14 protein-coding genes are annotated in these 17,514 nt (G+C 69.7%); 5 read left to right on the top strand and 9 right to left on the bottom strand.

All coding sequences use genetic code 11. The annotated features are described in order from the left end of the window. Positions 1-30: 30 nt before the first annotated feature. The 3 genes from thrS to ACGFI6_RS22220 all read right to left on the bottom strand — a co-directional run bounded on the left by thrS (position 31) and on the right by ACGFI6_RS22220 (position 3,627). Entirely contained in the window at positions 31-1,284 is a 1,254-nt protein-coding gene (gene thrS / locus ACGFI6_RS22230; protein WP_393121388.1) for a threonine--tRNA ligase, read from the bottom strand. Between the two features lie 166 nt (positions 1,285-1,450). After that, a complete protein-coding gene (locus ACGFI6_RS22225; protein ID WP_393121385.1) occupies positions 1,451-2,296 on the bottom strand; it encodes an acyl-CoA thioesterase in 846 nt (281 codons plus the stop codon). Between the two features lie 416 nt (positions 2,297-2,712). Continuing rightward, positions 2,713-3,627, bottom strand: a complete 915-nt coding sequence (locus ACGFI6_RS22220; RefSeq protein ID WP_393121382.1) for a proteasome assembly chaperone family protein — start codon at positions 3,625-3,627, stop codon at positions 2,713-2,715. 163 nt (positions 3,628-3,790) lie between these two features. Between ACGFI6_RS22220 and ACGFI6_RS22215 the strand changes: the two genes are divergently transcribed. From ACGFI6_RS22215 to ACGFI6_RS22205, 3 genes are read left to right on the top strand one after another with little or no spacing between them, the layout of a single operon-like run. Continuing rightward, complete coding sequence (locus ACGFI6_RS22215) at positions 3,791-4,807, top strand: hydroxyacid dehydrogenase (RefSeq protein ID WP_393121379.1); 1,017 nt, start codon at positions 3,791-3,793, stop codon at positions 4,805-4,807. Then, positions 4,804-6,705 (top strand): DUF2264 domain-containing protein, encoded by a 1,902-nt coding sequence (locus ACGFI6_RS22210; protein ID WP_393121376.1) that lies wholly within the window; start codon positions 4,804-4,806, stop codon positions 6,703-6,705. Before ACGFI6_RS22215 ends, ACGFI6_RS22210 begins: the two co-directional genes overlap by 4 nt. A gap of 9 nt (positions 6,706-6,714) precedes the next feature. Further along, on the top strand, positions 6,715-7,242 hold the full coding sequence (locus ACGFI6_RS22205) for a ferritin (RefSeq protein WP_393121373.1): 528 nt from the start codon (positions 6,715-6,717) through the stop codon (positions 7,240-7,242). A gap of 12 nt (positions 7,243-7,254) precedes the next feature. On the opposite strand, the gene ACGFI6_RS22200 is transcribed toward ACGFI6_RS22205, so the two are convergent. Both ACGFI6_RS22200 and ACGFI6_RS22195 read right to left on the bottom strand, forming a co-directional pair. Next, positions 7,255-9,159 (bottom strand): DUF2207 domain-containing protein, encoded by a 1,905-nt coding sequence (locus ACGFI6_RS22200; protein ID WP_393121370.1) that lies wholly within the window; start codon positions 9,157-9,159, stop codon positions 7,255-7,257. A 32-nt stretch (positions 9,160-9,191) separates the two neighbouring features. Next, positions 9,192-11,087, bottom strand: coding sequence for a DUF2207 domain-containing protein (locus ACGFI6_RS22195; protein WP_393121368.1), 1,896 nt, complete (start codon positions 11,085-11,087; stop codon positions 9,192-9,194). A gap of 120 nt (positions 11,088-11,207) precedes the next feature. On the opposite strand from ACGFI6_RS22195, the gene ACGFI6_RS22190 reads away from it, so the two are divergent. Further along, positions 11,208-13,346 carry an elongation factor G-like protein EF-G2 gene (locus tag ACGFI6_RS22190; RefSeq protein WP_393121365.1) on the top strand — a complete coding sequence of 713 codons (2,139 nt, stop codon included), beginning with the start codon at positions 11,208-11,210 and terminating at the stop codon, positions 13,344-13,346. Here ACGFI6_RS22190 and ACGFI6_RS22185 read toward each other — a convergent pair whose 3' ends face one another. From ACGFI6_RS22185 to ACGFI6_RS22175, 3 genes are read right to left on the bottom strand one after another with little or no spacing between them, the layout of a single operon-like run. Continuing rightward, the gene (locus ACGFI6_RS22185; protein WP_393121362.1) at positions 13,347-14,606 is read right to left on the bottom strand and encodes a tetratricopeptide repeat protein; all 1,260 of its coding nucleotides are present in this window, start codon (positions 14,604-14,606) and stop codon (positions 13,347-13,349) included. After that, on the bottom strand, positions 14,603-15,478 hold the full coding sequence (locus ACGFI6_RS22180; protein ID WP_393121359.1) for a tetratricopeptide repeat protein: 876 nt from the start codon (positions 15,476-15,478) through the stop codon (positions 14,603-14,605). Before ACGFI6_RS22180 ends, ACGFI6_RS22185 begins: the two co-directional genes overlap by 4 nt. 10 nt (positions 15,479-15,488) lie before the next feature. After that, complete coding sequence (locus ACGFI6_RS22175; RefSeq protein WP_393121356.1) at positions 15,489-15,941, bottom strand: hypothetical protein; 453 nt, start codon at positions 15,939-15,941, stop codon at positions 15,489-15,491. Positions 15,942-16,003: 62 nt separating this feature from the next. On the opposite strand from ACGFI6_RS22175, the gene ACGFI6_RS22170 reads away from it, so the two are divergent. Then, positions 16,004-16,411: an HIT family protein gene (locus ACGFI6_RS22170; RefSeq protein WP_393121353.1), complete on the top strand. Its 408-nt coding sequence runs from the start codon at positions 16,004-16,006 to the stop codon at positions 16,409-16,411. Here the strand turns inward: ACGFI6_RS22170 and ACGFI6_RS22165 are convergent. Continuing rightward, positions 16,392-17,501, bottom strand: a complete 1,110-nt coding sequence (locus ACGFI6_RS22165; protein WP_393121351.1) for a glycosyltransferase family 4 protein — start codon at positions 17,499-17,501, stop codon at positions 16,392-16,394. The genes ACGFI6_RS22170 and ACGFI6_RS22165 overlap by 20 nt on opposite strands. Positions 17,502-17,514: the final 13 nt, after the last annotated feature.

Here is a 17,514-nt window from a genome sequence, read left to right as displayed (position 1 = left end):
GCCATCACAATCGCCCGCCACTGACGGCGTTCACGCTCGAGCCTCCTCGTCGTCGGCAATTGCGATGGCCTGGGGCTCCGCCTCGCGCCGGATCCGGTCCAGCACCTGGCCGATCGGAGCCGCGTCCCACTTGCTGCCGTCGCGTTCGCGGACCGCCAATTGACCCGCTGCGGCCTCGCGGGCGCCGATGACGGCCTGGTACGGCGCGAGGCGGTTCTCGCGGATGCGGGCGCCGAGACTGCCCTCGTCCGCGTGCGCGATCTCGACCCGCAGGCCACGGTCCATCGCACGGCGCGCGACCTCGACCGCGAGCCTCTCCTCGTGGTCCGAGATCGGCAGTACGACGACCTGCACCGGCGCGAGCCACGCCGGGAACGCCCCGCCGTGCACCTCGATCAGCTGCGCCATCGCCCGCTCGATGCTGCCGACGATCGCCCGGTGTACGATCACCGGCCGGTGTTTGTTGCCGTCGGCACCGATGTACTCGAGGCCGAACGCGGCCGGCTGGTGGAAGTCGATCTGGATGGTCGACAGGCTGGACTCCCGGCCGGCCGAATCCATCATCTGGATGTCGATCTTCGGCCCGTAGAACGCTGCGTCGCCGGGCGCGTCCTCGTACTCGACGCCCGCGTCCTTCAGCACCTCGCGAAGCAGTTCGGCCGCCTGCGCCCAGCTTGCCGCGTCACCGACGTACTTGCTCGACGGGCTGTTGAACTCCGCATCGGCCGCGGGCAGCGCGAGCACGTACCGGGAGGCCGCGATCCCCATGTCCGCGTACGCCTGGTTGATCAGCTGCAGGGCCGAGGCCGCCTCCGAGGCGACCTGGTCGAGACGGCAGAAGATGTGCGCGTCGTTGAGCTGCATCGCGCGGACCCGGTTGAGTCCGGCGATCGCGCCCGACAGCTCCGCCCGGTACTGACCGCCCAGCTCCGAGTACCGCAGCGGGAGCTCGCGGTAGCTGTGCGAGCGGGAGCGGTACATGAGCGCGTGGTGCGGGCAGATGCTCGGCCGCAGTACGAGTTCCTCCCCGCCCATCTCCATCGGCGGATACATGTCCTCGTGGTACTTCGCCCAGTGGCCGGAGATCTCGTAGAGCTCCTTCTTGGCGAGCACCGGCGAGTACACCTGCTGGTAGCCGGCTCTTCGTTCCACCTCGGCGATGTAGCTCTCAAGGGCACGCCGGACGGCGGCGCCGGCAGGCAGCCAGTACGGCAGGCCCGCGCCGATCAGCGGGTCGGAGTCGAACAGGCCGAGTTCGCGGCCGAGTTTGCGGTGGTCGTACATGGTGGTCTCCTCAGTGAGAATGGGCGAGGGACCACGGGAACGACAAAGCCCCGGGGCACTCGCCCCGGGGCTTCGGTGTGACAGTCAGGTGTCAGCGCGCCGGGACAAACTCCGGCGTCGTCGTCTCTACAGCGCGCTTGAACATGTCAATCACGATAGCAGGGAATCAGTTCTGTTCGTCCAGTTCGAGACCGACCGGCCGGATCAGGCCCTCCTGGGCGACGGAGGCGACCAGGCTGCCGGCCTGGTTGTAGAGGCGGCCGGTCGCGAACCCGCGGGCGCCGGACGCGGACGGCGACGACTGGTCGTACAGCAGCCATTCGTCGGCGCGGAACGGGCGGTGGAACCACAGCGCGTGGTCCAGCGACGCGGGCTGGATCCGGCGGTCGCCGATCACGATCCTGTGCGGGAGCAGGCTCGCGCCGAGCAGCGTCAGGTCGCTGGCGTAGGCGAGCACGCACGCGTGCAGTGCCGGCTCGTCGCGAAGCTTGCCGGCGGCACGGATCCAGAACTGCCGCCCGGTCACACCCGCCAGCCGTACGTCGAGAGCAGCCCACTCCCGGTCCCAGTCGGCGGCGGGCCGACCGCTCCGCATCTCCAGAACGGTCGCGAGGCGCGGCGCCTCCTCCGGCGGTACGACGTCGTCCGGCATCGGGTCCTGGTGGTCGAGGCCGGGCTCGGGCCGCTGGAACGACGTGGACATGTAGAAGATCGGCTTGCCGTGCTGCGACGCGACAACGCGCCGGCTGCTGAACGATCCGCCGTCGCGGGTCGACTCCGCGCGGTACACGATCGGCACCGAGGTGTCGCCGGCGCGCAGGAAATACCCGTGCAGGGAGTGCACCACGCGCTCCGCGTCGACCGTCCGGCTGGCGGCGGCGAGCGCCTGGCCCAGCACCTGCCCGCCGAACACCCGCTGCATCGAGGTCTGCGGCTGACGACCCCGGTACAGGTCGACGTCGATCATCTCCAGGTCGAGCAGCTCGACCAGATCCTCCAGCGACTCAGGCATGCCTCATCCTGACAGCATCAGCCCGCCGCCACCCCCACCCCCACTGTGCAAACCATCACGTCGCGCCCACCCGCCGCCCGCCACCACCCGCCACCACCCGCTGCCGCCCGCCACCACTCACCACCGCCCGCCCTTCCCCAAGCGCCACCGGCCCCATTTGCCTGGCAGACCCACCAAATTGGCTGGCAGACCCACCAAATGTGGGGTCTGTGACCGTCAACCAGGGTCCGGAACCCCACACTTGCTGGGTCTGCCAGCCAAATGCGGGGAGTGCGGAGGGGCGCGGGACTGAGTGGGACGGGTGGAACGGGGTGGGACGCGGCGGGGGTGCGGGACCTGGTGGAGTGCGGGACCGGGGGTGCGGGCCCTGGTGGGGTGCGGGACCGGGTGGGGTGCGGGACCGGGTGGGGCGCGGGTTAGTTGTCGTCTTCGCGGTTGAGGTCGGCTAGGAACTGTTCTACCTCGGCGCCTAGCTCGTCGGCGGATGGAGTGGAGTCGGCGAGGAGGCTCTTGCGGCTCAGGGAGCCGGCTGCGGCGTCGTACTGCGTTTCGAGGGCCTTGACGACGGCCGAGGCGTCCTCGGAGGCGTCGACCTGCTCGTCGACCAGGCGACCCGTGACGGCGGCCTCGTCGAGCAGGGCCTTGCTAGGGAGCAGCAGGCCGGTCGCCGCGGAGATCGCGTGCACGAGCGCGAGCGCCGCACTCGGGAAGCGGTTCTCGGCCAGGTAGTGCGGGACGTGCACCGCGAAGCCCATCGCGTCCTTGCCGGCCTCGCCCAGGCGGACCTGAAGCATGGTCCCGGCGCTGGACGGCAACTGCATCTCGCCGTCCCAGATGTTCGACCGGGTGACCAGCTCGGGCCGCGTCGCGTGCGCCGTCAGGCCGAGCGGCCGCGTGTGCGGAACACCCATCGGAATGCCGTGCACACCGACCGTGAGCGTCACGTTGTAGAGGTCGATGAGCTGCCGGACCGCGCCGGCGAACCGGTCCCAGTGGTTGTCGGGCTCGACGCCCTCGAGCAGCAGGAAGTCCACGCCTGCGTCGTCGGTGACCAGGTGCAGCGACAGGTGCGGCGGCGTGTAGTCGGTGAACCGGTCCTCCGCGAACGTCACCTCGGGCCGCCGGGCCCGGTAGTCGTGCAGCAGGTCGACGTCGAACCGCGCCAGCAACCGGTGCTCGAGCACCTCGAGCAGGTGGTCGGCGGTCACGCGACCCGCCTGGCCGGCGTCCATGAAGCCGTCCAGCGAGTGCACGAGGACCTTCGGCGTCGCCGCCGGGCCGGTCGCCACCGACTCGTCGACGATCTCGTAGAGGTCGTCCGGTCGCAGCATCGTCGTCTCCTTCTTCGCAGTTGCCGGTAGGCACTTACAGTTTCCCAACGCCTCGACCTCGCGGACAAATTCCGTCCACCAGGAAAGATGCGGAAAGATTTCGGCGGTTCCACGACCCGGTCCTCGGCGCGACAGCTCGGAAAGCGCTTGCTAGGTTGTCAGCGTGAGCCTCGAACCACGCCCCGCCCTGACCGTCATGCTGGCGATGAGCGACAGCACCCGCGCCCAGGTGCTCGTGCCGCCGGTCCGGCAGCGCCTGGACGCCGTCGCCACCGTCCTGCCGATCGGCCCCGGCGACGGCTTCCTCGCCGATCCCGCCGTACGGGCAGCACTGCCGGACGTCGACGTACTGCTGACCGGCTGGGGCTGTCCGCGGATCGGGCCGGAGGTTCTGGACGCGGCGCCGAAGCTGCAGGCGATCCTGCACGCGGCCGGCTCGGTCAAGGCGATCGTGGATCCGGCCGCCTTCGAACGCGGCATCCAGGTCTCGTCGGCGGCCACCGCGAACGCGCAGCCGGTCGCCGAGTTCACGGTCGCGGCGATCGTGATGGCCGGGAAGCGGGCGTTCCGGCTCGCCGCGCAGTACCGGCTGGAGCGGCGCAAGGGCGATGCGCACGGGATGCCGGGCAACTACGGCGCGACGGTCGGCCTGCTCGGAGCGTCCCGGATCGCGAAGATGGTCGCCGAGCGGCTGCGCTCGTTCGATCTGCACGTACTGATCAGCGATCCCTATCTGACCGCCGGTGAGGCCGCGGCGCTGGGCGCGGAACTGGTCGACAACGACACGCTCTTCGCCCGCAGCGACATCCTGAGCGTGCACGCGCCGTTGCTGCCTGAGACGGTGGGCCTGGTCGACGCTCGGCTGCTCGGTCTGCTGAAGGACGACGCCGTACTCATCAACACCGCGCGCGGCAAGATCATCGACGCCGATGCGCTGCTCGCCGAGTGCGCGTCCGGCCGGATCGACGCGGTCCTCGACGTCACCGACCCGGAGCCGCTGCCGCCGGACTCGCCGCTGCTCGACCTGCCGAACGTCTTCGTCACCCCGCACGTCGCCGGTGCCGTCGGCAACGAGATCGCCCGCCTCGGCGAACTCGCCGTCGGCGAACTCGAACGCCTCGCCGCAGGCAAACCGCTCGCACACGCCATCAGCTCAACCGAACTCGGAAGGCTCGCATGAACCGCCTGATCCTGCCCGATACTGATCGTGAGCTGTCCCGGCAGACGGGGTGGGTGCGGGCGCACTGGGAGGCGCTGGCGGATCATCTGCTCGACTCGCTGGTGCCGTACTTCTCCCCCGGCGCGTCGCTGGTCGAGCTGCCGGGCCGTCCGAGCCGGTCCGGTACGGCGTCCGACGCGCTCGAAGGCTTCGCGCGGTCGTTCATGCTCGCCGCGTTCCGGATCGCCGGCGTGCAGGGCAAGGGCTGCGAGCAGTTGATCGAGCGGTACGCCCGCGGCGTCGCGAACGGTGCGAACCCGGACCACCCCGAGGCGTGGCTACGGCTGACCCCGAAGTCCCAGCAGATGGTCGAGGCCGCCGCGATCGCGGTGTCGCTGCACGAGACCCGCGAATGGATCTGGGACCGACTCGACACGCGGGCGCAGGAACACGTCGCGGAGTGGCTCGGCGGGTTCAACGGCTCCACGACGCACGACAACAACTGGCGTCTGTTCCAGGTGGTCAGCGAGCAGTTCCTCGCCTCCGTCGGAGCACCCTTCGAGCAGAGCGACATCGACGCCGGCCTCGACCGCATCGAGGACTGGTACGTCGGCAACGGCTGGTACTCCGACGGCGACGGGCAGAACTTCGACAACTACATCGGCTGGGCGATGCACCTGTACCCGGGCCTGTGGGCGCGGATGGCCGCCGCCACACCGGGCGCCCAGTACGAGGACCGCCTCAAGCTGTACAAGGAACGGATCAAGCTGTTCCTGGAGGACGCGGTGTACCTCGTCGGCAACGACGGCGCCCCGGTCTACCAGGGCCGCTCGCTCACGTACCGGATGGCGTCCGCGACCCCGTACTGGATGGGCGCGCTGCTCGACTCCACTCCCCTGACGCCGGGTGAGACACGCCGGCTGTGCTCGGGGATCGCGCGGCATTTCGTCCAGCACGGCGTACCGGACGAGCGGGGTGTTCTCACGCTCGGTTGGTACGACACGTTCCTGCCGACCACGCAGCAGTACTCCGGACCTGGCTCGCCGTACTGGGCCTCGAAGGGTTTCGTCGGGCTGATCCTGCCGCCGGAGCACCCGGTCTGGTCGGACCCGGAGGACCCGATCCCGCTCGACGACGCGGACCAGCTGAAGGCGATGCCGGAGCCGGGGTGGATCGTGCACGCGAGCCGCCACGACCAGGTCGTGCAGCTGGTGAACCACGGCACCGACCACGCTCCCCCGAAAGAGCCGGAGGGCGTGGAGCCGGCGGGCGACGCGCACTACAACCGCCTCGCGTACGCGAACCATGCGGGCCCGGACCTGTCCGATCACGAGCCGGGGATCGACAACCTGATCACGCTGGTCTCCCCCGACGGAGCGACGAGCGGCCGCGGGCGGATCCGGCGGCTCGGCGTCGACGGCCGTACGGGATCCTCGTGGCACAACGCGTGGCTCGGATCCGATGGACCGTGGCGGATCGAGATCACCTCGGTCGTACACAACGGCTGGGAGCTCCGCTGCGCGCTGGTCGACGGTCCTGCCGGTGCACTGGTCCGCAGCGGCGGCTTCGCGGTCGCCGGCGACTCCTTGCCGGAGGCAACGGTCGGAACGGGCAGTTCGTCCGCCCGCAATGCCGACGGTCTGGTGTCTGCGGTCGTCAACCTGTACGGGTACGACGAATGCGGCATCCACCGGGCGCTCGGCGTGAACCCGTTCGGCCCGCACTCGGCCACGCCGTATCTGACGGCTCCGCACAACGGCGAGCCGCTCGTCCTGGTGAACGCCGTCCTGCTGACCCGCGATGCGATCCGGCCGGAGGCGCTTGCCGAGGGCATCGATGTCTCGGTGGACGGTACGACCGTGCGGATCGGACTGCCCGACGGGAGCGCCGAGGTGGTCGAACTAGGTGGTCAGCACTAGATTGACGGAATGAGCACGTACGAGAAACTGCTGCAGGAACAGATCGGTAACGAATTCACGGCGTCACAGCAGTACGTGGCAGTCGCTGTCTGGTACGACGACCAGGATCTGCCGCAGCTGGCCGCGCACTTCTACAAGCAGTCCCTGGAAGAGCGCAACCACGCGATGATGATGGTCCAGTATCTGCTGGACAAGGACATCCGGCCGCAGATCCCGGCCGTGCGCGAGGTCGAGTCCGACTTCAAGTCGGCGTCGGAGCCGCTGGAACTCGCGCTGGCGCAGGAGATCACCGTCACCAAGCAGATCGAGACGCTCGCCCGCACAGCGCGCGACGAGAGCGATTACATCGGCGAACAGTTCATGCAGTGGTTCCTCAAGGAGCAGGTCGAGGAGGTCGCTGCGATGAAGACGCTGGTCAACGTCGCCAAGCGGGCCGGCGACAATCTGTTCCACCTCGAGGACTTCCTGGCCCGCGAGGTGGTCGGCGACGCCGGCGCCGACCCGACCGCCCCGACCGCCGCCGGCGGAGCTGTCTGAGCGGTCCCGGGGCTACCAGCTCCCGCCACCACCGCCGCCGCCCCCGCCGCCCGAGGACGACGAGGACGAGCTGCTGCTGGAGGAGAACCCGGAGGACGAGCCGCCGCCCGTGGACTGTGAGGGCGGCTCGGCGAACGTACTGGAGACCGTCGTGGAGATGCTCCCGGCGGTCCAGCCCGAGTCGTAGTACGAGCTGGACCCCGCGTACCAGGCCGGTGCCGCGGTCAGCCGTCCCGAGTCGACGAGCTGCTTGCACACCTGCTGCCAGCGATCCGCGAGGCCGAACACGACCGCCCACGGCAGGTACTTCGAGAAGATGTCCTCGCCGTCCTCGAAGCGCAGCTGGTCCGCCTCGGCGGTGCTCAGGTACTGCCGGAACCCGATCACCTGATCCGTCAACGCGCGTCCGAGCGCAGTACGCCGTCCGCGCCGCCGCTCGAGGATCACGTCCAACAGGGCGTTCCCCATGGCCAGCAGTGGTACGACAACCGCCAGCGTCGGCCCCAGCCAGCTCGGCGCACCGAACTTCACGCAGTACACGATCACGCTGAACACACCGACGACGGCCGCCAGGAACACGCCGCAGCCGAGCGGCACCCATCCGTAGCCCGAAGACTCGACGACCCGTACCCGCCGTGGCATCCGGACGTACCACTTCTGCTTCTCGGCCTGCTCCCGCACCGAGTCGACCAGGTTGTTGGCCGCGCGGGCCGGCCGGGTGTCCCCCACCGCCGGCTGTACCAGCCGCATCTCGGACCCGGCCTCTTGCTTCGGGAACAGCGCCTTGAGCAACGCCTTCTCGTGCGGCGCCGACGCAAGCGCCGAATCCACCAGTACGGCCGTGCGTACCTTGCCCTCGCTGTCGATCCGCACCGCCCCGCGGACCGCCAAGTCGACGAGTGTCGCCGCGACCTCGGTGGTGTCGGCCTTGTTGTCGATCAGCAGACCGCCCTCCGCGGCCGTGATGTCCGGCGGCGCGAAGACGACCGGAAGATCCTTGTCCTGCAGGCGATCCGGGACCGTCGGTGCGCCCTCCGGCAGCACGGTTCCGGGCGGCACCCTGTCGTACCGCAGATCCCGGCGCCGGCGGCCGACGACCTTGCCGGTCACGAACGCCCCGATCGTGAGCAGGACGGAGACGATCGCGGCCGGCCAGCTGACGCCGTAGCGCTCCAGGATGCCCGGCGGGTCCACGACGATCGGAGTGTCGTTGCGTACGGCACCAGCCTGCAGACCGGCGACGATCGTCAGCCCTTCGCCGCGGACGATGTCCGACTCCTGCGTGAACACGGCCTTGCCCGCGCGGATCGTCTTCGCCTCACAGGGATCCGTGGACCCGGGCGGACCCTCGTTGCAGGCCACGCGGGTCACTCCCTGCGGAGCCGCGACCGTCACCACCAGGTGGTCGATCGGCGCCTCCCAGCTCGAGCCGGTCGCGTCCCAGTACAGCTCGCTGTGGTCGGGGAAGTGCCGCAGAGCCCCGCGCACGTCGTACGTGAGCTTGTACGTCGCGCGGCCACCGGGGACCGTCTTGTCCTCCGAGCCGATCCTGATCCGCAGGACCTGATCGCGCCGATGGTTCGTTTTCGCCGTACCCGTCTCGAACTCGGCCGAGGCGGTCGGAGACGACACGTGGATGTTCGAGACGTCGTACTTCTGGTCCTTCGAGCGATCGTCGACGTACGGCTCCCGGATCACCAGGTCCCGGAAGATCCCGTGCGGTTCCCGGCTGACGAACTCGTAGTCGATCGTCTCCGTGACCTGCAGTACGCCGTCGTCCGACACGACGTAGTCGATCGCGAGCGACACCACCCGATCGCCCAACTCGCTGACCGACGCGTGCGCGGGTACGGCGTACCCAGCCAGTGCCAGCACGACCGCGAACATGCCGACAACAACCCCGAGAGCACGACGCATGACCGCGACACTACCCAGCGTAAGGTCCGCCCCTACCAGCTACCGCCGCCTCCACCGCCGCCTCCACCGCCGGAGGAGCCGCCGCTGAAGCCGGAGGAGCTGCCTCCGCCGCTGCCGGATCTGGAGGGGGTGGGCGGCGGGTCGAAGCTGTGGGCGAGGGTCGCGCCGACTGCTCCCGCGGTCCAGCCGGAGGTGTAGTACGACGGACCTGAGTACCAGTACGGGTCCTGTGGGATGCGGCCCGCGGCGACGAGCTGCTCGCAGACCTTCTGCCAACGGTCGGCGAGGCCGAACGCGATCGCCCAGGGCAGGTACTTCGAGAAGATGTCCTCGCCCTCCTCGAAGCGAAGCTGGTCCGCCTCGGCGGTGGCCAGGTACTTCTTGAAGCCGACCAACTGGTCGGTGACCGCGCGGCCTGCTGGATTCCGTTGCCCACGGCCACGGATCACGATCCAGACGACAATGGCCGCAATCACCGCGATCACGGGCACCGCGACCACGACCCCGCGGCCGGCGCCACCGGTCGCGGCGCTCGCCACGGTCCCCATCAGGCCGACACCGACCACCCAGAACCCGATGATCGCCATGCACGCGCAGCCGAAGCCGCTCTTGAACACCGAACCGCCGCCGGCCCGCGGCATCCGCTGGTACCACTCGCGGGCCTTCACCTGCTGGCGGAGTGCCTTGATCATCTCGTTGTGCGCATGCCGCATCGTGTTGTCGCCGACCGCGCCACGCTCCAGTACGACCTCCGAGCCGGGCTGCAGGGTCGGGAACAGCCCCGACATCAGCGCCTGCTCGTGGGGCGCGGTCGCCGCGGCCGGGTTCAGCAGAACGGCCTTCTGGGTGCTGCCGTCGTTGTCGATCCGGACACCACCGCGGACCGCCAGGTCGATCAGCGTCGCGGCGGTCTCGACCGTGTTCGCCTTCGCGTCGATCAGCAGACCGCCCTCGGCCACCGGGATCCGCGGGGCCGAGAACGCGACCGGGATCTGGTCCTCGGTCAGGTCGTCCTTCACCGGCTGGGCCGCGACCCCGTCCGGCGGGAAGGTGCCCGGCGGCATCCCGGCGTACCGCTGGTCCTTGTTGCCGAACTTGGAGTAGAGCGCAGCGACCACGATCGCGGCCGCGCTGACGAGGGCCGCACCGATCACGGACAGCCAGGACAGGCCGTTGCGCTGCAGCCAGTTCGGCGGGTCGACGATGATCGGCGTGTCGTTCTGGACGGCGCCGGCGGTGATCCCGGCGACGATCGTCAACTGGTTGCCCATCTCCAACTGGCTCGCACCGAACGTACCCACTCCGCCGGAGACCGAGCTGGACGGGCAGTTGTCGTTCGAGCCGACGCGGCCGACGAAGCACTCCACCTTGGTCACGCCCTGCGGGACCCTGGCCGTGACCCTGACGTTGTCGATCGGCGCAGCCCAGTCACTGCCGGTCGCGTCCCAGTACAACTCGCTGTGGTCGTCGAAGTGCCGCAGCGCGCCGCGCACCTCGTACGTGATCTCGTACGTCGCCTCGGTGCCCTTGATCGTGTCGTCCGCCGAGCCGATCTTGATCTGCTCCGCCGAGTAGCGGCCCTTGTTCGACTCCGACGTGGTCTTGGTGAAGTCGTCGCTCACGCCAGTGGTCAGGGACTTCACCTTGATGTTCGAGACCCGGTACTCCTGGTCCTTGGAGTCGTCGTCGCGGTAGGGCTCGCGGGTGACCAGGTCGCGGTAGATGCCGTGCCGCCCCGTCTCCGCGAAGTGGTAGTCGATCGTCTCCGTCACCTTCAGGACGCCGTCCGCGGTGACCTCGTAGTCGATCTGAAAGTTCCGCACCGCGTCGCCTTGCTCCGCCGTGGCCGCGCTCGCCGGTACGGCGAAACCGGCCATCGCCAGGACGGCGAACAGCGTGCTGATTACTACCCCGAGTGCCCTACGCATGCCCGCGACCCTATCGATCCGGAGGGTCCGGAGGTCGCCGGGCCGACACGAATCCGCGGGCTGAGGGCTCTTGTGCGAAATGTCGGTTAGGGGAATCGTGGGTGGACCAGGAGGAACGTCATGGCAGACAAGACGAACGCTTCCCAAGGCACCGGGGCCGCGCCCGCTGCGGACAGCCCGGCCGCCATCCGCAACGTGGTCCTGGTCGGCCCGTCGGGCGCCGGCAAGACCACCCTTGTCGAGGCCCTGCTGGTGGCCTCAGGGGTCCTGAACAGACCCGGCACCGTCGTCGACGGAACCACTGTGTGTGACTTCGACGACGCCGAGATCCGTCAGCAGCGCTCGGTCGGCCTGTCGCTCGGCTCGCTGCCGCACGACGGCGTGAAGGTCAACCTCATTGACACCCCCGGGTACGCCGACTTCGTCGGTGAGCTGCGGGCCGGCCTGCGCGCCGCGGACTGCGCGCTGTTCGTGATCTCCGCGAGCGAGGGCGTCGACGAGCCGACCCGCGCCCTCTGGCAGGAGTGCGACGAGGTCGGGATGCCGCGGGCGGTCGCGATCACCAAGCTCGACCACGCCCGTGCCAACTACCAGAACGCGCTCGCGACCGCCCAGGCCGCGTTCGGCGACAAAGTCCTGCCGCTCTACCTGCCCGCTGGTGACGGACTGATCGGGCTGCTGTCCCAGTCGTACTTCGAGTACTCCGGCGGCAAGCGTTCCACTGCGACGGCCGATCCGGCGTACGGCGACCAGATCGAGGAGCTCCGCGGCACGCTGATCGAGGGGATCATCGAGGAGTCCGAGGACGAGTCGCTGATGGAGCGCTACCTCGGCGGCGAGGACATCGACCAGCAGGTGCTGATCGAGGACCTCGAGCACGCCATCGCGCGCGGCTCCTTCTTTCCTGTCGTTCCCGTCTGCAGCGCGTCGGGCATCGGGACCTTCGAGCTGCTCGAGGTGATCACCAGCGGCTTCCCGTCGCCGCCCGAGCACACCATCCCGGACGTGTTCACCCCGCACGGGGTCGCCCGCAAGGGCCTCGCCTGTGCAACGGACGGCCCGCTGCTCGCCGAGGTGGTGAAGACGACCTCGGACCCGTACGTCGGCAGGGTCAGCCTGGTGCGGGTGTTCTCCGGCACCATCAGGCCCGACGCGACGGTTCACGTGTCGGGCCATTTCACGTCCTTCTTCGGTGCGCACGAGGGCGCGGCCCACGGGCACGAGGACCATGACGAGGACGAGCGGATCGGGACCCTCTCGTTCCCGCTCGGCAAGACGCAGCGCCCGGCCGGTGAGGTGGTCGCCGGTGACATCTGCGCGATCGGCCGGCTGACCCGCGCGGAGACCGGTGACACACTGTCCGACAAGGCGGACCCGCTGCTGCTGAAGCCGTGGACCATGCCCGAGCCGCTGCTGCCGATCGCGGTCCAGGCGCATGCCAAGACCGACGAGGACAAGCTCGGCGCCGGGCTGCAACGGCTGGCCGCGGAGGATCCGACGCTGCGCATCGAGCAGAACCCCGAGACCCATCAGATCGTCCTCTGGTGCATGGGCGAGGCGCACTCCGACGTCGTCCTGGACGCGCTCGCGAACCGGTACGGCGTGACCGTGGACGCCGTCGAGCTCCGGGTGCCGCTGCGGGAGACGTTCGGTGGCAAGGCGAAGGGTCACGGGCGCCATGTGAAGCAGTCCGGCGGCCACGGTCAGTACGCGGTCTGCGACATCGAGGTGGAGCCGCTGCCCGACGGCGCGGAGTTCGAGTTCGTCGACAAGGTCGTCGGCGGTGCGGTGCCGCGGCAGTTCATCCCGAGCGTCGAGAAGGGCGTGCGGGCGCAGATGGAGAAGGGCGTCTCCGCCGGATATCCGATGGTGAACATCCGCGTCACGCTGCTCGACGGGAAGGCGCACAGCGTCGACTCGTCGGACATGGCCTTCCAGATGGCCGGCGGGCTGGCGCTGCGCGAGGCCGCCGCGGCCACGAAAGTGAACCTGCTCGAACCGGTCGACCTGGTCTCGGTCCTCGTACCGGACGAGCTCGTCGGCGCCGTGATGAGCGACCTCTCCGGACGGCGCGGCCGCCTGCTCGGCACCGACAAGGTCGGCGAGAACAGGACGCTGGTGAAGGCCGAAGTACCGCAGGTGGAAATCACCCGCTACACCATCGACCTCCGTTCCCTGTCGCACGGCGCAGCGTCCTTCACCCGCCAGTTCTCCCGCTACGAGGCCATGCCCGACTCCGCAGCGTCCAAACTCAAGTAGTCAGCTCTTGGTGTCGCGATTGAGGCGGCGGCGGACGTCCCGGGTCTTCAGGTAGGCGGCGACATCGTCGTAGCGTTCGCTCTGGTTGGCGAACTCGATGTACGAACGGACGCGGTGCAGCCAGTCGAGCGTGGACGGCTTCACCGCGGTGAGCGCCCCGGTCAGGTGCTGCATGCCGAGCGGCGGCTCGCCTCCGCTGGTCAGCGCCTCGTCGATCACCTTGTCCACGCCGCGCTCGATCAGCGCGCGCAGATCGGCGCCGCTGAACATCGCGGTCTGCCCGGCGAGCGCCTTCAGGTCGAGTCCATCAGCCGGTACGTCCCGCGTCAGCACGCCCAGGATGTCGGCGCGGGCCGGCTCGTCGGGCGGCGGTACGAAGATCACGCGGTCGAAGCGGCCGGGCCGGAGCATGGCCTCGTCCACGTCCCACGGCGCGTTCGTCGCGGCGAGCACCAGGAGGCCGTCGTTCTCGGAGCCGATTGCGTCCAGCTCCTGCAGCAGTACGTCGACGAGCCGCCGCGCCTCCGACCCGCCGTGCTTGTGCCGCGCGAAGGCCAGTGCGTCCAGCTCGTCGAGGAACAGTACGCACGGCCCGTTGGCGCGGGCGCGCTCGAACGCCTCGTGCAGGTTCCGCTCCGAGACGCCGAGGTACGGATCCATCACGTCCTCGATGCGTACGTTGATGAACGGCAGCCCGCACTCCCCCGCGGTCGCCCGGGCGAGCAGCGTCTTCCCGCAGCCGGGAGGCCCGTAGAGCATCACGCCGCCGCCGGACTTCCGGCCGTACTTCTCGTACAGCTCCGGACGGCTCTGCGGGAGGATGACCATCCGGTGGATGACCCGCTTGATCTCCTCCATCCCGCCGACCTGGTCGAAGGTGGTGGTCTCCTTGACCGTCTCCTGCTCGTACGGTGTCTCGGCCTCCGGCCCGACCTTGATCCGGACGCCGCTGCGCTCGGCGATCATGCCGTCGACGAGTTGCTGCAGCCGTCCGGTGCCCTCGACCACACCGCGCTGACGAGCCGCCTCGAGCAGGTTCCGCAGCAGGGCGAGCCGCCCGTTCGCCGCAGCCAACTCTCCGACCGGTACGAACTGGTCGTCGGGCAGCCCGTGGTGATCCAGCAGCACCACGTACTGGTCGAGTGCCTCCTCGGTCTCGCCGGCACCCGTCAACGACTCCGCCAGCACCAGCCGCAGCAGCACATCATCCGGATTCGCCTCGACAGCCTTCCGGAGCGCATCGATCCGGTCGTTACTCATGAGCCCCACTTCCTGTTGATCCAGCGGCGTACGAGGGGCGGCACGACCCAGGAGTAGACGCAGAACGTGAACCAGATCATCGCGAACCCGAAGGACAGGAAGCCCAGGCCGACGGCGCGGAGGCCGTAGATGACCGCGACCGCGCCGATCCAGACGACCAGCGGGTTCACGCGGGCGAACGGGCGCAGCGGCAGCATCAGCGGGTGGTTGAACAGCCTCGCCTCCCGAGCGGCGGCGCGCAGGTCGGCGTCACCAGGCTGGGCGGCCGCGGCCGACCGCAATGAGTTGTACCCGGCGCGGGCGTCGCCGTTCAGCATCGACGCCGTGCCGTGCAGCGCTCGCGCGTTCGGGTCCTCGGGGTCGTACGAGAGCGCCTCGGTGCTGTGCCGGTGCATGTCGCGATCCTTGCCGAGCGCGAACGCCACCTGTGCGCGGGCCGCCGACACCGCGACGCTCTCCGGCGCGTGCGACGCGGCCCGCTCGACCAGCGCGCTCGCCTTCTCGGCCTGCCCGGCCGCGAGGCACACGTGCGCGTAACCGAGCAGCAGGTTCGCGTCGTTCGGGTCGAGGCTCAGACCCTGCAGGTACGCCGCCTCGGCCTCGGGCAGCCGGCCCTCCGAACGCAGCGCCGACCCGAGGAAGTACAGCATGTCCGGGAACGGTCCGTGCTGGGCGAGCCCGTCCCGCAGTACGTCGATCGCTTCGACATCCCGTTCCAGCGAGTGCAGCGCGGCACCGCGGAACAGGTACGCGCGGTAGTCGACCGCAGCGTCGCCGGACAGGCCCTGGAGCTCGTCGAGAACACGCTCGGGACGGGCAATCCGCAACCAGTGCGCGGCCATCTGCAGGCGGGACTCGCTCGGATCGTTCACAGGATCACTCTCACAGAATCGCCGTCACAGCCAAGAGGATCAGAGCCTCGGCGACCGCGCCGCCGAGCGTCACCGCGATCCCCATGCCCCACAGGGATCCGTAGTCCGCGCCGCGCAGCTGGAACGCCCGGTCCATCGGCCGCTGCAGCCGAACCTGCAGCATGCAGCACACGACGGCCACCACGCGGATCCCGACCCGGAGCCCCGAGGTGAGGCCGGACTCGTCGCCGTACGCCAGCACGAACACGCCGACCACCACGATCAGGCCGGCCAGTCCGGCGAGCAGGATCAGCCGCCGCTTGGCCGCGTCGACACCGAGCCGCTTCGCGTTCAGGTACGCGATCGCGGTGGACGCGAGCACGCCGCCGAAGAACGCGACGTACGTCTGCGACATCAGGCGCCACGGGCGCGCCGACAGGTCCACGCCGGCGCCGACGGTCGGGCGCAGGAGATCGTCCGGCATCGGGCTCCACATCGCTGACGGGGACTGGGCGGGTTCGCTCGCGCAGTGTATAGCCTGGGCGGATGAGCGAGAACTGCATCTTCTGCGGGATCGTGGCCGGCGACATCCCTGCCACGCGGGTCGCCGAGACCGATCGGGCGATCGCCTTCATGGACATCGCGCCGGCGACGCCCGGGCACCTGCTGGTGATTCCGCGGGTGCACTCGGCCGACCTTCGCGAGGCCGCGCCCGAGGACCTGACCGCCGTGACGCTGCTCGCCCAGTCGCTGATCGGCCGCGTGATCGAGCGGCTCGACGGTGCGAGCGGCGCCAACCTGCTCAGCTGCATCGGCCCGGACGCCTGGCAGACCGTGTTCCACACCCATCTGCACGTGATCCCCCGCTACCCGGACGACCCGATGGTGCTTCCCTGGAAGCCGGAGTCCGGCGACCTGGACGAGATCAAGGCCGTCAGCGAGAAGCTCGTCTAGCCACCAGTTCGTAGACCGAGAGCAGTTCCGGGAGCAGTACGGACCAGTCGTACCGCGGTACGGCGGCCAGACCCGCGGATCGTAGGCGCTCACGCTCGTCGGGGCGCCGCAGCAGGCGGAGCGCCCGCGCAGCCAGGTCGCCGACATGGCCCGGCTCGAACAGCTCGCCCAACTGCCCGCCCTCCAGTACGGTCCGGAACGCGGGCAGGTCGCTAGCCAGCACCGGCGCTCCGGCCGCCATCGCCTCCAGCAGCACGATGCCAAAGCTCTCCCCGCCGAGGTGCGGAGCGACGTACACGTCCGAGCCGGCGAGCATGTCGGCGCGGGCCTCGTCGTCGATCGGCCCGAGGAACAGCACGTTCTCGTGGTACCGCGGCGGCAGCGACCGCCGCGCCTCGTCGGCCTGTCCGGCCCCAGCCACCAGGACCTTCAGCCGCGGCCGCTCGGCCAGCAGTGCCGGTACGGCGTCGAGCAGTACGCCAAGGCCCTTGCGGTGCTCGTCGAGCCGGCCGAGGAAGCTGATCGTGCCGTCCTCGCCCATCCACTCCGCCCGCGGGCTGCCCTTGAACCGGGCCGTGTAGAGGCCGTTCGGGATCACGACCGCCTCGCCGCCGATGTGCTGCACCATCATCGAGCGCGCGTTCTCCGACACCGCGATCCGCGCGTCGATCTTCTCCAGCGCGGGCCGCAGCAGGTTGGACGCGACACTCATCGCCCGCGACCGCACCTGCCAGGTGTGGAACGTCGCCACGAACGGCCCGTCCGCGGACCACAGCGCGATGATCGACGCGCTCGGCGTGGTCGGCTCGTGGACGTGCACGACGTCAAAGTCCCCATCGGCGAGCCAGCTCTTCACCCGGGTTGCCGTCCGCGGGCCGAACGTCACCCGCGCGACCGACCCGTTGTACGGCACGCCGACCGCTCGTCCGGAGGACACGACGTACGGCGGGATCCGGCCGGAATCGTCGACCGGGGCCAGGACCGAGACCTCGTGGCCGGCACTGAGCAGCGCCTCGGCCACGTCACGGACGTGGTTCTGCACCCCGCCGGGCGTGCCCAGCGAGTACGGGCAGACGACGCCGATCCTCACGGGAAGATTCTTA

It is taken from the genome of Kribbella sp. NPDC048928 (assembly GCF_043197975.1).
Classification (GTDB): Bacteria; Actinomycetota; Actinomycetes; order Propionibacteriales; family Kribbellaceae; genus Kribbella.
This window is presented reverse-complemented; position numbering and strand designations above follow the sequence as displayed.

What these genes read in the sequence shown, in the direction of transcription:
- thrS (WP_393121388.1), bottom strand. Translation starts at nt 1,284, where the DNA reads ATGTACGACCACCGCAAACTCGGCCGCGAACTCGGCCTGTTCGACTCC.
- ACGFI6_RS22225 (WP_393121385.1), bottom strand. Translation starts at nt 2,296, where the DNA reads ATGCCTGAGTCGCTGGAGGATCTGGTCGAGCTGCTCGACCTGGAGATG.
- ACGFI6_RS22220 (WP_393121382.1), bottom strand. Translation starts at nt 3,627, where the DNA reads ATGCTGCGACCGGACGACCTCTACGAGATCGTCGACGAGTCGGTGGCG.
- ACGFI6_RS22210 (WP_393121376.1), top strand. Translation starts at nt 4,804, where the DNA reads ATGAACCGCCTGATCCTGCCCGATACTGATCGTGAGCTGTCCCGGCAG.
- ACGFI6_RS22205 (WP_393121373.1), top strand. Translation starts at nt 6,715, where the DNA reads ATGAGCACGTACGAGAAACTGCTGCAGGAACAGATCGGTAACGAATTC.
- ACGFI6_RS22200 (WP_393121370.1), bottom strand. Translation starts at nt 9,159, where the DNA reads ATGCGTCGTGCTCTCGGGGTTGTTGTCGGCATGTTCGCGGTCGTGCTG.
- ACGFI6_RS22195 (WP_393121368.1), bottom strand. Translation starts at nt 11,087, where the DNA reads ATGCGTAGGGCACTCGGGGTAGTAATCAGCACGCTGTTCGCCGTCCTG.
- ACGFI6_RS22190 (WP_393121365.1), top strand. Translation starts at nt 11,208, where the DNA reads ATGGCAGACAAGACGAACGCTTCCCAAGGCACCGGGGCCGCGCCCGCT.
- ACGFI6_RS22185 (WP_393121362.1), bottom strand. Translation starts at nt 14,606, where the DNA reads ATGAGTAACGACCGGATCGATGCGCTCCGGAAGGCTGTCGAGGCGAAT.
- ACGFI6_RS22175 (WP_393121356.1), bottom strand. Translation starts at nt 15,941, where the DNA reads ATGCCGGACGATCTCCTGCGCCCGACCGTCGGCGCCGGCGTGGACCTG.
- ACGFI6_RS22170 (WP_393121353.1), top strand. Translation starts at nt 16,004, where the DNA reads ATGAGCGAGAACTGCATCTTCTGCGGGATCGTGGCCGGCGACATCCCT.